This window comes from Bradyrhizobium sp. AZCC 1719, assembly GCF_036924525.1.
Classification (GTDB): Bacteria; Pseudomonadota; Alphaproteobacteria; order Rhizobiales; family Xanthobacteraceae; genus Bradyrhizobium.
The window spans coordinates 6,780,006-6,794,099 of the sequence record NZ_JAZHRU010000001.1 but is presented as its reverse complement, the minus strand read 5'-3'; the positions used below and the strand labels follow the sequence as shown (position 1 = coordinate 6,794,099).

Genomic DNA, 14,094 nt, shown 5'->3' with positions numbered 1-14,094 from the left:
CGCGGCATCGTCCTACGTCCCCCCAGCGCGGTTTCCTCCTTTGGAGGCTTTCGGACGCCGGCCGCCGAACAAGCGGCGCCGTCCCTCAAGCGGCCGGCATCCGAAACCCTTCACAGGAGCGGACATTCGGCCTCGCGAATGGGCTAGCTCCGCTCACGGGGGCCCTGCGGCGGCTGAGGATTGTTGGCGGGATTGGTATCGTACTTAGATATTCGCGTGATGAGCCCGCTAGTGGCGAGCGGCTCCAAGTCCGTTTCCAGCGCGTCAGCAATCTCCTTGGCATAGACCTCCCGGTCGTCTACGTAGAGGGTAAAGGACTTCAAATACTTTTCCTTCTTCGCCGGATTCTCGATCGTCGCCTTCGTCCACTGGTAGAGCGGATAGTTTTCGACGCCGTGCTCTTCTGCTGCGGCGACATACTCCGCAAAGGCGTCGAACTGGCATTTCGGCGCAGCTCGATGCTTGGCGAGGGTATCGAACAGCGGCGCCAGTGCCGGAACACGGAGTTTTCGGCGTACCGATTCCGCCGTAGCAGAATCGTTCACATCGAACCTAACCTGATACTGCCACTGAGAAGTCATACCATTCTCGCCTTGTAGACCGCTTCTTCCCCCAAAAGCAGCACAAAAGCGGACATCTGGCTAGGTCAGAGTTGGGCCATAAGCGGAAGAACTGTTTCAGTAGCACAGTGCGACTTCCTGTCCGTGAGCAGACGCCTTAACATTCATGCATCTAGCCTTGCTTGCACCGTGAGGATAGAGCAGTGAGCGTAGTGTCAGTCGCACCAGGCTTTGCATCCCTTACTGGAGACCTGCGCCGGAAGGGGGTAGATAAGTAATGCCATACTTCGCGTAGATCTGCGCTGGTATCCGCTGCTCGACAACTCGTGACACCGCAGCATCCACGGCTCCAAGCAGCGCATCGTCCGCTCGGCGAAGCCCGACTGAAACACTCCAGCGCAGTGCCGGTTCTGGCTCGTATCCGTCGGGTATCCTTACTGCCGTGCTGGGGTGTTCGTGCCGATACCAGCCGACAATCACGGGGTTGGTGGCGCCGACTTCGATTTCGCCTGTCTCGATCGCGGCAATTATGTCTTCTTGAGAGGCGAAGACCGAAACGCGGAAGCCGTTTTTGGCCAGCCACTCGTGCTCGACGGTGCCAACCATGACGCCAATCTTCTGACCGTGCAAATCCTCAAGCCGACGAACCGAAGATCGAGATGAAATGACGAGGACAACACCGCTGTCTGCGTAAGGTCTCGAAAAGCGAAGAGGTAGATGCGTTGTCAGCGGCCCGGTAAGTCCCTCCCGATCGTAGCTTGCTGCGGAGGCGACGACGCCCATCAAGACATCGCAATCCGAGTTCTTAATATCACCGGCATTTCGAACCCAGGTCACACCGAGCTCAAATCCCATCTCGTGCGCCAACACTTCCGCGAGTTCGACTTTGAACCCGGCAAGACCGCCTCTATCGGTGAGGTTCGAATAAGGGAGTGCGGATGGGTTGGCGCAGAGGCGTAGGATACCATTCTGCCGCACCTCTGCTAGTGATGCAGCGTCCGCACGGTGTGTTGTGCCTTGGGCGATGAGCGTCGCGAGTATGGCGATAGCAGCACTGCCAGGGATCAGACCATGATGCATCAACGAGGCTCCAGATTCCAAAGCCGCGCGCCGAGGCAAGTATTCACCCACCTTAAATAGTAGCGGTGTCGTCAGGCGACAACCCGAGTACTGCCGCCTGCCGTCAACACGATCAGTTGCCCCGCTCCTCACATCTGAGGTTCGCATCTAGGCGCGCTCGGAAGCGCGCTGCCTAGGTCGCCTTAGGGTCAAAAGCGCCGTTTTGGTAGTTGACTGGTCACTTCCGGTCTACCCCGATCAACGGACATTCTCAGCGAGCGCCGGCATGTCTCAAACGTGCCAGAAGCGGAACTCTAACTTATTCGATCTTGATTCGTTTGGTGAGGACCTGCGCTCGCGCGTACTCGTCGTCGGCGACCCTAATCACGTAGGGCTTCTCAAGTTTGTGCTCTACATCAAACTCGGAGCGGCCCGTATAGTTGATGTGCCGGCCGTAAGTGTGCAGCGACATCGAAATGTCATTTCCGACGTTCCGGACGCTGTGTATGTGCTCAGGATAACAGCGGGCAGTGTCACCAACGGTCATCACTTGTTCACCGCCGCGCTTCAGGTCGGCATAGCCGGGCTTACTACCGTCATCGAGCCGGTCGTAGTTGATCTCTTGTTCTTGGCCTTCGATACCGACCACCACAGCCCAAGTTTTATGGTTGTGCGGGGTAGTGCCGCGGTTAGGCAGCCACGATACCAAGAAAACAGCTAGATCGTGATTGGGCTCTTCATGGAGCATGTGAACGCCGAAGCCTTGCTCGGCATCGCATTCACGATATTCGGGGCGGCGCAATTCCGGCGATTGTGCAAAGTTCTTGGCGAGCGGTGCGACTAGGTCCGTGATTTCGACTGGATCAGAATGCTGAGTAGTAATCTCCCGCAGGTCGCGCACGTACTGGTCGAGGGTCATTGCATCTACCTCCAAGTTTCAAGGCGTTGCAATTTGGGCGAAGTTTACGACGTTCGCTGCGAAACTCAATGTCCGCATTGGGTCATTCGCGTCGATTTTGCCATATCAGCGATATGTCCGATATCCAGCTCATCTCGCACCTGTCGTTTCGAGGTTGCGAAAGTCGAGATAGACATGAATCAAGCTCCCGAACTGGGGCCTCGAATCATGAGATATGACTCACGGACGTTGAGTGGACTGCCATCAGGCTGCTTCTCCCGAACAATTCCTGTGGCGTGCCGAGGGCCAACAATCGGCGTGTCCGCGGATTAAGGGGTCAATCCGAAGTCTTGCCGAACTTTGCGGAGCCAGATTCGTGGGCTCCTCATACTCTGGCACGAACCCGAGATGCTGCCGGCTTACGTGCCGGTCTTGCGCGCCGGCTCCGACGAATCCGCACGCAGGTTGCGGAAGAATTTTTCGACCTCGCGCGACAGCGTTTCGGCCGTGGCCGTCAGCTCGCTGGATGCCGTAAGGACCGAAGTCGCCGCCGTGCTCGTCGTGCCGATGGCGTCGCTGAGCGACCCGATATTGACGACCAGCGTTCCGTTGCCCTGCGCCGCCAATTGCGCGTTCGCCGAGATTTCACGGGTCGCCGCATCCTGCTGCTCGATCGCGCTGGCAATGATGGAAGTCACCTCGTTGATGTCGCGCACGGCGGCGCCGATCTCGCGCACCGCTTCGACGGAGGTTTTGGTCGACGTCTGGATCAGACCGACGTTCTGGCCGATTTCGGCGGTCGCCTTGGCGGTCTGCTCGGCCAGCGCCTTGACCTCGTGGGCGACCACGGCGAAGCCGCGGCCGGCGTCGCCGGCGCGCGCGGCTTCGATCGTTGCGTTGAGCGCCAGGAGGTTGGTTTGCTCGGCGATCGCCTGGATCAGGTTGAGCACACCGTCGATGCGCTGGGTCGCAGCCGCAAGCCCCTCGATTTCGGAGACCGATTTCTCGGTGCGCTGGCCCGCCTGCTCGACGGCGCTCGCCGATTGGCGCACCTGGCGGCCGATTTCCTCGACGGAAGCGGAAAGCTCTTCGGCAGCGCTCGCGACGGCGGAGACGTTGCTGGAGGCCTGTTCGGTCGCACCGTTGGCGGCCACCGCACGTCCGCTTGCTTCCGATGAGACGCTGGCGATGGTCTGGGCGGTACCGCGCATCGCGGTCGCATTGTCGGTGACCGCGCGCAGTACGCCGCCGATCGCTTCCCGGAACGCATCGACCGAGGCTTCGATGTGGCGGGTGCGCTCGTCACGCGCCCTGGAATCTTCCACCACCTGCGAATTGAGGTTGCGGTTGCGATCCATTGCTTCCTGGAAGATCTTGATGGCACGGGCGAGCGCTCCGATTTCGTCGGCGCGTTCGGCATGCGGAACCTCGACGCCTTCGGCGCCGTCGGCCACCTGCTTGATGGTGGCGGTGATGACCGAGAGCGGGCGCGCGATCGAACGGGAAATGATCAGCACGCCGAGGACGACCACCACCAGCGCCAACACGCCGAGGCAAGTCAGGATAAATGCCATCGTATGGTTGGTGTCGGTCTGTTGGGCCAGCCTCCTGCTGCGTTCGGCATAGACCTTCGACAGCGCCTCGAGGTCCTTGTTCAGCGCGGTGCGCACTTGGCGATTGGCGTCGTTGTCGCCCCATTCGCGCCCCGCGGCCCCGTTGATCTCGACGCCGCGGCGAACCAGCTCCTTCCGGAAGTCGACGAACTGTTCGATGCGCTTCTTGAAGGTGGCGAACTGCTGGGCGTCGTCGGCCTGGACCAGCGTTTCCCAGTTCTTCACGACATCAAGGATGCGCTCGTTGAACTTGAGCAGTCCGTCGCCGTATTTCTTCACCACCGCCGGCTCGCTCGACATGTAGATGCCGCGCGACTCCATCACGACCGCATAGACCAGCGAATTGATGCGCTCGACATTGAGCGCGGCGCGGCTCGCAATCGAAACCGCTTCGGTGAGTTCGGCATTCTGGCGGGTGTTGTAATCGGACAAGGCCGTGATGGCTGCGACGAGCAACGCGAACAGCGCGAAGATCGAATACAATTTGGCTGCAAGCGAAAATCGGGATGCCATGGCGTCACCAAAATAAGTAGGGGAAAATTCAGCCGTATCGGCACGCGGGATGAGATCCAGTGAATGCCGTCAGCGTAGGCAATGTGCTGAATTTTGGTGGAGAATGTCTTAACGCGCGAAGTTCGTGAAACCGCAACTAACGGCAAATCATCAAGTTACTTCAAACGATTACTTGGATATCGTCGGATGCGTCGCCGGGAAAATTCGGCAGGCAGGTGCGACTGCAACGGGCCTTGGCATATCAGCGCAATTGGAGGTGGCTGATACGGCCGATGCGGGCAATACCGCACACGGAGACCCGCATCTCCCGAAGGACAGTTCGCATTGGCAAGCATCCGTGGCCCTCACGGAAGCCCTCATGTGATCGATAGCTGCATAGCCTTGGCCGTTCGCCCGGCATAGACTAGCCAGGCAACGCAGTGGGTACGGCGCAGGAAGGTCAGCATGGTCTATCGGCAGATCATCGGTGCCACCATTTATGCGTTCGACGGTTTGCGCGAGCTGCTCGCGAAGGCGACGCCGCCGCGATCCGGCGACCGTCTTGCCGGCGTCGCGGCCGATAGCGCGGAACAGATGCTCGCCGCGCGAATGGCGCTCGCCGACGTGCCGCTGAAGCAGTTCCTCAACGAGGCTGTCATTCCCTATGAGGATGACGAGGTCACCCGGCTGATCATCGACAGCCACGATGCCCCGGGCTTTGCCGCCATATCGTCGCTGACCGTCGGCGGCTTCCGCGACTGGCTGCTCTCCGATGCCGCAACAAGCGAGTCTTTGGCGAAGGTCTCGCGCGGGATCACGCCGGAAATGGCCGCCGGCGTCTCAAAACTGATGCGTAACCAGGACTTGATCCTGGTCGCCAAGAAATGCGCGGTAACCTCGGCCTTTCGCAACACCATCGGCTTGAAGGGGCGGATGAGCGTGCGGCTGCAGCCCAACCATCCCTTCGATGATGCGAAGGGCATTACCGCTTCGATCCTCGACGGTATTCTTCTCGGCTCGGGCGATGCCTGCATCGGCATCAATCCGGCGAGCGACGACCCGGCCGTGATCGGCGAACTGCTGCGGCTCATCGACGGCATCATCTCGCGATTGCAGATTCCGACGCAAGGATGCGTGCTGACCCACGTCACCACGACGCTTGGATTGATCGGGCAGGGCGCGCCGGTCGATCTGGTGTTTCAGTCGATCGCGGGAACGGAGGCTGCCAATCGCAGTTTTGGTGTCGATCTCGCGCTGCTGCGCGAGGCGCGTGAGGCGGGGCAGTCGCTTCGCCGCGGCACGGTCGGCGACAATTTGATGTATTTCGAAACGGGGCAGGGCTCGGCGCTGTCGGCCAACGCCCATCACAATGTCGACCAGCAGACATGCGAGGCGCGGGCCTACGCGGTGGCGCGCGCATTCGATCCGTTGCTGGTCAACAGCGTCGTCGGTTTCATCGGTCCGGAGTATCTTTACGACGGCAAGGAAATCATCCGCGCCGGCCTCGAGGACCATTTCTGCGGCAAGCTGCTCGGCCTGCCGCTCGGGGTTGACGTCTGCTACACCAACCATGCCGAGGCCGACCAGGACGACATGGACAATCTGCTGACGCTATTGGCCGCCGCCGGCGTCACCTTCATCATGGGCGTGCCGGGCGCCGACGACGTCATGCTGAACTATCAGTCGACCTCGTTCCACGACGCGCTCTACGTCCGGGACCTCTTCGGCTTGAAGCGGGCGCCCGAGTTCGACGATTGGCTGGTCCGCTCAGGCCTCGCGGACGGCAATTTCCGGCTTGCCGGCGACGCCGGCGTGCTGCCCGAATTTGCCTCGCGGCTGATCGCCTGAACTCCGGTCTGCAGATTTTCGTGCAACCAATTGAACCCAAAGCGAGTTAGAAGTCACAGTCACAATGTTGAAGAATTTCTGGCCCAACTTTCAATGTCGTGCTTAAATTCATGTCAGCCTTGAGGAAATTTGATGAGAGCTGAAGGCATTGGAACGGTACGGCGTATCCTGTGCGTCTTCCCGCGCTATACGTCTTCTTTCGGCACGTTCGAATACGCCTATCCCCTGACCGCTGGCGTGAAGGCTTTCATGCCGCCACAGGGCCTCCTTCTGATCGCGGCCTATCTCCCGGCAAACTGGCAGGTGCGTTTCGTCGACGAGAACATTCGCCCCGCCGGCAAGGAAGACTTCGAATGGGCGGAAGCGGTGTTCGTCAGCGGCATGCACATCCAGCGCCAGCAGATGAACGACATCTGCCGCCGCGCGCATGCCTTCGATCTTGCGGTCGCGATCGGCGGCCCGTCGGTCAGCGCGTGCCCGGACTACTATCCCTCGTTCGATTATCTCCATGTCGGCGAACTCGGCGACGCCACCAATGAACTGATCGCGCGGCTGGCGCGCGACCCTTCGCGTCCCGAGCAGCAGGTGGTGCTGACGACCAGCGAACGCCTGTCGATGACCGAGTTTCCGATTCCGGCCTACGAGCTGGCGGAAGTGAAAAAATACCTGCTCGGCAGCATCCAGTATTCGAGCGGCTGCCCCTATCAGTGCGAGTTCTGCGATATCCCCGGGCTCTATGGCCGCAACCCGCGCTTGAAGACGCCTGAGCAGATCATCGCCGAACTCGACAGGATGCGCGAATGCGGCATCACCGATACGGTGTATTTCGTCGACGACAATTTCATCGGCAACCGCAAGGCCACGCTGGATTTGCTGCCGCACCTGATCGAATGGCAGAAGAGAACGGGCTACGTCGTGCGGCTAGCCTGCGAGGCGACGCTGAACATCGCCAAGCGGCCCGAGATCCTGGAGAAGATGCGCGAGGCGAGGTTCGTCACCGTGTTCTGCGGCATCGAGACGCCCGATCCCGACGCGCTGCACGCAATGCACAAGGACCACAACATGATGGTCCCGATCCACGAAGGCATCCACACCATCAATTCCTACGGCATGGAGGTCGTCTCCGGCATCATCATGGGTCTCGACACCGACAAGCCCGGCACGGCGGATGCACTGCTCAATTTCGTCGATGAATCGCGGATTCCGCTGCTGACGATCAATCTGCTGCAGGCGCTGCCGAAGACGCCGCTGTGGGACCGGCTGGAGCGCGAGGGGCGCCTCAACGACGACGAGAGCCGCGATTCCAATGTCGAGTTTCTGATGCCCTACGACCAGGTCATCAATTCCTGGAAGCGATGCATGGAGGTCGCCTTCCAGCCCGAGAAGCTCTACGCGCGCTACCAGTATCAATGCGACTACACCTACGCGAACCGGATCAAGGTGCCGGTCGCGCCTGAAATGAAGACCTGGCCCAACATCAGGCGCGCGCTGATCATGCTGCGCAACATCTTCTGGCAGGTCGGGGTGCTCAGCGATTACAGGCGCGTGTTCTGGAAATTCGCGATCGGGCGCCTCAGGCGCGGCGATATCGAAGGGCTGATCGGTTCGGCCACGATCGCGCATCATCTGATCAAGTTCGCGCGCGCGGCGTCCGGCGGCCAGCAGAACGCGTCGAACTATTCGATCCGGCTGCGTGAGGCCTCCGTGCCTGCCGAGTAAAGGCTCATGAAAACGCCGACACCGCCGACCCGCTCGCTCGAAGCCCTGCGGGAGCTGACGCCGGCGCGCGTCGGGCTCGGCCGCTCGGGTGCGAGCATGCCGACCGACGCGCTGCTTGCCTTCACCCTCGACCACGCGCGCGCCCGCGATGCCGTGCATGCCGCGTTCGATGTGGAGCATCTGGTTGCCGGATTAGCCGGCCTCGGCCTGGAGGTCAGCGAGGTCTCCAGTCAGGCGGGCAACCGGCGCGACTATCTGCGCCGCCCCGATCTCGGACGCATGCTCGACCCGGATTCGCGGCGCGCGCTGGAAAAGCAAGGCGGCGGTGCGAACCAGGTTGTAATCGTGATCGGCGACGGGCTGTCGCCGGCGGCCGTCAATGTCCACGCGGTCGAGCTGGTTGGCCATCTTGCCCCGCGCCTGACGGAGGCCGGGATCCGGTGCGGCCATGTCGTGGTCGCTTCCGGCGCGCGCGTGGCGCTGGGCGACGAGATCGGTGCCGTGCTTGGCGCGCGGATGGTGGTGATGCTGATCGGCGAGCGGCCCGGCCTGTCGGCCCCCGACAGTCTCGGCGCCTATCTGACCTTTGCGCCGCGCAGCGGCCTCACCGACGAGAAGCGCAATTGCGTGTCCAATATCCACGGCGCAGGCCTGAGCTACGATGAGGCCGCCTTCAAGATCGCGTGGTTGGTGCGTGAAGGCATCGCGCGCCAGGTCACGGGCGTGGCGCTGAAGGACGAAAGCGGAACCGCGCTGATCGCCGCCAGTGGTGCTGGCAGGTGTGGCAAATCAGAGACTTAACGCGCATTTTCGACATCTGCGTGCCGATTTGCCCTGTCGCGCGCGCTTGCCGGATCAGGTTCGGGCCTGTAAAACGGCGCCGATTAATTTACCGCGTGATTTCAAGGGCTAGCGCCGATCGGATAGGGGCTGGCAAAGCCGTATTCGCGCCACCAAGCTGCACAAAAAACCAAGCTACACAAACAGGCCGACGTGAGAACTGGACAGGGTATGCTCGACAAGAACTCGGAAAGTCGCGTCCACGTCGCAGCCATAGAGGAACCGCCGCCGGGCAAGAGCATCGCCTTCGGGCTCGAGCGCATGGGGCTGATCGCGGTCAAGGCGCCGATCCTGTCCATGGTCATTCTCGCGGTGCTGATCGTGGCGGCGATCTTCGGCATCCAGCGCATCAAGATCGACGACTCGCTGAGCCAGTTGTTCCGTTCCGATTCCAAGGACTTCAAGCAGTACGAAGCCGTCACCAAGCGCTTTCCGGCAACCGAATTCGACGTGCTGGTCGTGGTCGAGGGCAAGACGCTGCTGGCCCGCGAGAACCTCGAAAAGATCCGCGACATGGTCACCGACCTGCAACTGGTCGAGGGCGTGCGCGGCCTGGTCTCGCTGTTTTCGGCGCGTCAGGCGCCCGAGCCCGGCAAGTTGCCGGCCGCGCTGTTCCCGCCCGAACTGCCGCAGGGCGCCGCCTACGACAAGTTCGCCGAGACCGTCAAATCCAACGAGATCATTCGCGGCAAGCTGTTGTCGGAGGACGGCACGCTGGCTCTGATCGTGCTGTCGCTGGAGCCGAAGGTCGTTTCCTCGAACGAGCTCGGCACGGTGGTCGGGGAAATGCGGAAGATCATGGCCGAGGATCTTTCCGGCAGCGGGCTCAACGCCCAGCTTTCCGGCGTTCCCGTCATGCAGCTCGAGATCCGCAATGCGGTCAAGCGCGACGGGCTGACCTACAATGTTCTCGGTATCCTGGCCGGCTGCATCATCGCGATCATTTTCTTCCGCAAGATATCGTTCATGGTGGTCGCGGCCTTCCCGCCGATCATCGCGATCCTGCTCGCGCTCGGCGGGCTCGGGTGGGCCGGTTTCAATCTCAACATGTTCCTGAACGTGATGACGCCGCTCATCATGGTGATCAGCTTCTCGGACTCCATGCAGTTGACGTTCGCGGCGCGCGACCGGCTGATTGCCGGCCAGGACAAGCTGAAGGCCTTCACCAACGCCGTGCTGGTAGTCGGCCCGGCCTGCGTGCTGACCCACGGCACCGCCGGCATTTCCTTCATCGCGCTGCAATTCTCCGATTCCGAACTGATCCGCAAATTCGGCGAGGCCGGTCTTGCCGCCACTATCATCGCGCTGGTGGCCGTACTGTCGCTGGTGCCCGTATTCGGCGTACTGTTCGTCCGCAACGAGAAGATTTTTGCGGTGAAATTCCAGAGCGCCGACGCCGGCGTGCAGGCGCTGCGCAATTTCTGTTACTGGATTGCGGTGCGCATGGTCGGTCGCCCCGGCATGTTCAGCCTGATCGCGCTGATCTTCGTCGGTGCGTTGGGCTACATCTATGCCACGCTGGAGCCGCGCTACCGGCTCGCCGACCAGGTGCCGGACAAGCGACAGGCGGTGGCGGCATCGAGCCGGCTCGACGCCAAGCTCACCGGCGCCAATCCGATCGACGTGCTGATCGAATTCCCCAAGGGCGCCTCGCTCTACGCGCCGGAAACCCTGAAGACGATCGCCGACGTCCACTCGATGGTCGAGAAGTCGGCCGGTGTCGGCAACGTCTGGTCGCTGGAAACGCTGCGCCGCTGGCTCGCGGAGAAGGCCGGCAGCAGCGACGTCGCGACGCTGAAGGAATATGTCAGCGTCATCCCGGAGCATCTGGTCCGTCGCTTCATCTCGGCCGAACAAGATGCGGTGGTGGTCTCAGGACGTGTGCCCGATCTCGATTCGAGCGAAATCCTTCCCGTGGTCGACAAGCTCGACAAGGCGCTGGACAAGGTGCGCGCCGAGCATCCAGGTTATGAGGTTGCGGTCACCGGCCTGTCGGCGATTGCCGCCCGCAACAGCGCCAACATGATTTCGAAGCTGAATGCCGGCCTCACGGTCGAGTTCCTGCTGGTCGCGATCTTCATTGGCCTCGCATTCCGCTCGGTCGTGGTGATGTTCTCCTGCATCCTGCCCGGCATTTTCCCGGTCGTAGCATCGGGCACGGTGCTCTGGATAATGGGTGAGGGGCTGCAATTCGCCAGCGTCGTCGCGCTGACGGTATCGTTCGGCCTCGGCTTGAGCGCCACCATCCACTTCCTCAACCGCTTGCGGCTGGAGAGCAAGCCGGGCGTGACCGCGGGACTGGCGGTTGAGCGCGCCACCGTGCTGGTCGGTCCGGCGCTGATTCTGACCACGGTGGTGCTGGCCTGCGGCCTCGGCGTCACCGTGTTCTCCGACCTGCCGTCGCTGCGGCTGTTCGGCTGGCTCAGCGCGTTCTCGATGATCGCAGCGCTGGTGGCGGACCTCTTCATCCTGCGGCCGACCTCGATGTTCCTGATCAGCCTGTCGGAAAGGATTCGCGGCGTCAGTCACGCCAAGCCGGCGGAGAACAAGGCCGCAGAATAACGAACGCTGCTGAATAACAGGGCTGCCGGCCAACGGCAACCGCAGAGGGGCTGAGGAATGACGTCTGCAGGATTAGCTGCTCGACCTGCGGCCGACGCTGCCGCCTACCGCGCGGTCGAACACATCTATCATTGCTATCTCACCGGGCTGATCCTGATGCTGGCGTCGCGGGCCGGCGCGCCGCGCGCGGCCGAGGTGGTATTTCGCACCTTCCGGCGCCAGCAACTGGCGCGCTTTCTTCCCGGATTGAAGAAGCTCGGCCTCGACCGGCTTCCGCATGCGGTCGCGTGCGCTCAATATCACTATCTGTCGAACCAGGTCGGCGGCGTGAAGGTCGAATATGTCTACGAGAGCGACACCAAGGCCTGGGTGCGCTATCCGCCGCCGCGCTGGATCTGGTCCGGCACGGCCATTTGCGGAATTCCCTCGGAAGTCTCGCGGGCGATGTTGCGCGGATGGCATGCCAACAACGGCGTCGTGCTCGGCAATCCCAGGCTCGGCTTTGTCTGCACGGGCCAAACCGTCGACGGTCAGCCGGGGCTCGAAGGTTACTACAAGGAATGGGATCACGATCTCGCGCCCGAGGAGCGACTGCAGTTTTCGCCGGGCGAACGCTGTCCGCCGTTCCGTGCCGATCTCGCGCCGCGCCTGCCGGAGAACACATGGCCGGAGGAACGGCTGCAGAAGGTGCTTCGCAATTATGCGATGGAGTACATCACCTCGATCGTTCCGGAGACGATTGCCGTGCTCGGACCGGACGAGGGCGGCCATCTCGCCGGCGCCGCGGCGCGGCTCGTCGGGATGCACACCTTCGACGACGTCGCTGCGCTGTTGGGTGGCGTGGAGGCAGGGGCGGTGGGTTTCGCCAAGGCCTTCGCCCGGCTTGCGCGGGGGCAGGACGACGATGCGGAACTGCAAGTCGAAGGCTCGGGCGCAACCGTGCGCCAGACTTCGTGGCGCCTGATGGCGGAACGTGAAGCGCTGTCGCCTCAAGTGTTCGATGCCTGGAACGAATTGTGGGTGGGGGCCGCGCTCGCGCACGATCGCTTCATGCGGGTCGAGGTGACGGAACGCCGCGACCGCGGCGATGCGTATTGGGCGTGGCAATTCCGCTGAGTTGCCGAAATAAAAATGGCGGCATCCCGGGGGAGCCGCCATCGGCACTTACTGCTTTGAAGAACCGTATCAGGTCTTCGACATCGTGATCTTGACGCCGCGGATCTCGCCCTTGGAGTCGATCTGCACGCTCTGCTTGTTGCCGGTGGTGCGCAAATTCAGGTTGGCTGCAAATCCCGATGCTTCGACAAACACGTCGATCTGGCCGCCGCCGGCGGTGCCCTGCAGGTTGCCGAAGATATTCCGGCTCTTTTCGCTCCAGTTGCCGGAGATGCGTTCGCCATGGCTGGTGACGTCGCTCGACAGGTCGAACTTGTAGCTGTCGCTGGCGCAGTGCAGATTTTGTTTCAGGCCGAGGCCGCTGGCGTTGACCTTGTAATCGGCTTTGCAGCGGATGTTCTCGGTGGTGCCGTTGGAGAGGGCGACCGTGCCTGTGCCGCTCCAGTTTCCGTCGAAGCCGGCAAACGGGCCGCCCGCCTGCGCATGGCTTTGGGCGACCGACAACATCAGCGCGGCGCCGACGCCGGCCGCTGCGAGAGTCTGACGGAGCAAGCTGGAACCAAACAGTTTCATCGTGAGTTTTCCCCTCAAATAGACGTTCTTCGTAAAGATAGGTCTCGCCACATCGAAGATTTAGTGTTCCCGCAGTATGTTAGGTTCAAAATGACCGGATGCTGTTTCCGGCGGTCGCGGCAGAAAGAAACGCTGCAAGCGACCGAGGGAATCAAAGCGTTGCCGGCGCAGCATCTAGCTTCGCCCAAGGCCGTCTGCAAGAATCAATTTTCGAGAAAGTGTGGCAGAAATACACTTTAGATATCAGCCGGTTATTTATCGCGCTGAGATCGCCGTAAATTTAGCCGTATTTGCCATGCTTGTCCTGTACACGTCGCTGCGTTACGCGGCACCTGCCATCCAAACAAATCCGCCCGGCGAAGCCGAAACGCAAATCGGGAACGGGATTTCATGCTGCCGAAATGAAGGAATACGATGCGTAAATCTCTCCTGGCCCTCACCTTGATGTCGATGTCGGTCTCGTCGAACGTCGCCTTCGCCCAGCAACAGCGCGGAACGGCGGAAGAACAGAAGGCCTGTACCCGTGACGCGCAAAAGTTCTGCCGTCCGGTACTCGATCAGGGCGATTTCACCGTCCTGGCGTGCCTCAAGGAAAATCGCTCCAAGATCAGCGCGGCCTGCAACCAGGTTCTCAAGAGCAACGGCCAATAGGCGCCTTGCGTCCGTAAACCCTCGCGGAAAAAGCCATTTTCGGCTCTATGACGCGCGTCACGGGCGGGCCTAAGCAGCCCATATAGCATTGGTTTTGGCGACGTATTCCCCTATATGGGGCTCGCGATCTCCTCGCATGCGCCGAGTATCGGCGCATGCCGCC

11 protein-coding genes are annotated in these 14,094 nt (G+C 61.5%); 6 read left to right on the top strand and 5 right to left on the bottom strand.

The genetic code is table 11. The features are described 5' to 3' along the window. Positions 1 to 143 precede the first annotated feature (143 nt). The 4 genes from V1292_RS32065 to V1292_RS32045 form a co-directional block, all read right to left on the bottom strand. On the bottom strand, positions 144 to 581 hold the full coding sequence (locus V1292_RS32065) for a hypothetical protein (RefSeq protein WP_334367550.1): 438 nt from the start codon (positions 579 to 581) through the stop codon (positions 144 to 146). Between the two features lie 219 nt (positions 582 to 800). Further along, complete coding sequence (locus V1292_RS32060; RefSeq protein ID WP_334367549.1) at positions 801 to 1,640, bottom strand: substrate-binding periplasmic protein; 840 nt, start codon at positions 1,638 to 1,640, stop codon at positions 801 to 803. Between the two features lie 298 nt (positions 1,641 to 1,938). Beyond that, the gene (locus V1292_RS32055) at positions 1,939 to 2,538 is read right to left on the bottom strand and encodes a cysteine dioxygenase family protein (RefSeq protein WP_334376542.1); all 600 of its coding nucleotides are present in this window, start codon (positions 2,536 to 2,538) and stop codon (positions 1,939 to 1,941) included. A gap of 398 nt (positions 2,539 to 2,936) precedes the next feature. Continuing rightward, positions 2,937 to 4,643, bottom strand: coding sequence for a methyl-accepting chemotaxis protein (locus V1292_RS32045; RefSeq protein ID WP_334376541.1), 1,707 nt, complete (start codon positions 4,641 to 4,643; stop codon positions 2,937 to 2,939). Between the two features lie 444 nt (positions 4,644 to 5,087). Here V1292_RS32045 and V1292_RS32040 point away from each other — a divergent pair, with 444 nt between their 5' ends. The 5 genes from V1292_RS32040 to V1292_RS32020 all read left to right on the top strand — a co-directional run bounded on the left by V1292_RS32040 (position 5,088) and on the right by V1292_RS32020 (position 12,707). Then, a complete protein-coding gene (locus tag V1292_RS32040) occupies positions 5,088 to 6,470 on the top strand; it encodes an ethanolamine ammonia-lyase subunit EutB (RefSeq protein ID WP_334376540.1) in 1,383 nt (460 codons plus the stop codon). 132 nt (positions 6,471 to 6,602) lie between these two features. After that, on the top strand, positions 6,603 to 8,189 hold the full coding sequence (locus V1292_RS32035) for a B12-binding domain-containing radical SAM protein (protein ID WP_334376539.1): 1,587 nt from the start codon (positions 6,603 to 6,605) through the stop codon (positions 8,187 to 8,189). Positions 8,190 to 8,195: 6 nt separating this feature from the next. Further along, entirely contained in the window at positions 8,196 to 8,990 is a 795-nt protein-coding gene (eutC, locus tag V1292_RS32030) for an ethanolamine ammonia-lyase subunit EutC (protein WP_334376538.1), read from the top strand. Between the two features lie 210 nt (positions 8,991 to 9,200). Beyond that, on the top strand, positions 9,201 to 11,591 hold the full coding sequence (locus V1292_RS32025; protein WP_334376537.1) for an efflux RND transporter permease subunit: 2,391 nt from the start codon (positions 9,201 to 9,203) through the stop codon (positions 11,589 to 11,591). 57 nt (positions 11,592 to 11,648) lie between these two features. Beyond that, positions 11,649 to 12,707 (top strand): hypothetical protein, encoded by a 1,059-nt coding sequence (locus tag V1292_RS32020; protein WP_334376536.1) that lies wholly within the window; start codon positions 11,649 to 11,651, stop codon positions 12,705 to 12,707. A 69-nt stretch (positions 12,708 to 12,776) separates the two neighbouring features. Here V1292_RS32020 and V1292_RS32015 read toward each other — a convergent pair whose 3' ends face one another. Continuing rightward, a complete protein-coding gene (locus V1292_RS32015; protein WP_334376535.1) occupies positions 12,777 to 13,280 on the bottom strand; it encodes a hypothetical protein in 504 nt (167 codons plus the stop codon). Between the two features lie 414 nt (positions 13,281 to 13,694). Between V1292_RS32015 and V1292_RS32010 the strand changes: the two genes are divergently transcribed. After that, the gene (locus tag V1292_RS32010) at positions 13,695 to 13,931 is read left to right on the top strand and encodes a hypothetical protein (protein WP_334376534.1); all 237 of its coding nucleotides are present in this window, start codon (positions 13,695 to 13,697) and stop codon (positions 13,929 to 13,931) included. The last annotated feature ends 163 nt before the right edge of the window (positions 13,932 to 14,094 follow it).

Excerpts from the sequence above, each read along its gene's own strand:
- V1292_RS32045 (WP_334376541.1), bottom strand. The coding sequence starts at position 4,643 with ATGGCATCCCGATTTTCGCTTGCAGCCAAATTGTATTCGATCTTCGCG.
- V1292_RS32060 (WP_334367549.1), bottom strand. The coding sequence starts at position 1,640 with ATGCATCATGGTCTGATCCCTGGCAGTGCTGCTATCGCCATACTCGCG.
- V1292_RS32055 (WP_334376542.1), bottom strand. The coding sequence starts at position 2,538 with ATGACCCTCGACCAGTACGTGCGCGACCTGCGGGAGATTACTACTCAG.
- V1292_RS32065 (WP_334367550.1), bottom strand. The coding sequence starts at position 581 with ATGACTTCTCAGTGGCAGTATCAGGTTAGGTTCGATGTGAACGATTCT.
- eutC (WP_334376538.1), top strand. The coding sequence starts at position 8,196 with ATGAAAACGCCGACACCGCCGACCCGCTCGCTCGAAGCCCTGCGGGAG.
- V1292_RS32040 (WP_334376540.1), top strand. The coding sequence starts at position 5,088 with ATGGTCTATCGGCAGATCATCGGTGCCACCATTTATGCGTTCGACGGT.
- V1292_RS32010 (WP_334376534.1), top strand. The coding sequence starts at position 13,695 with ATGCGTAAATCTCTCCTGGCCCTCACCTTGATGTCGATGTCGGTCTCG.
- V1292_RS32020 (WP_334376536.1), top strand. The coding sequence starts at position 11,649 with ATGACGTCTGCAGGATTAGCTGCTCGACCTGCGGCCGACGCTGCCGCC.
- V1292_RS32015 (WP_334376535.1), bottom strand. The coding sequence starts at position 13,280 with ATGAAACTGTTTGGTTCCAGCTTGCTCCGTCAGACTCTCGCAGCGGCC.
- V1292_RS32035 (WP_334376539.1), top strand. The coding sequence starts at position 6,603 with ATGAGAGCTGAAGGCATTGGAACGGTACGGCGTATCCTGTGCGTCTTC.
- V1292_RS32025 (WP_334376537.1), top strand. The coding sequence starts at position 9,201 with ATGCTCGACAAGAACTCGGAAAGTCGCGTCCACGTCGCAGCCATAGAG.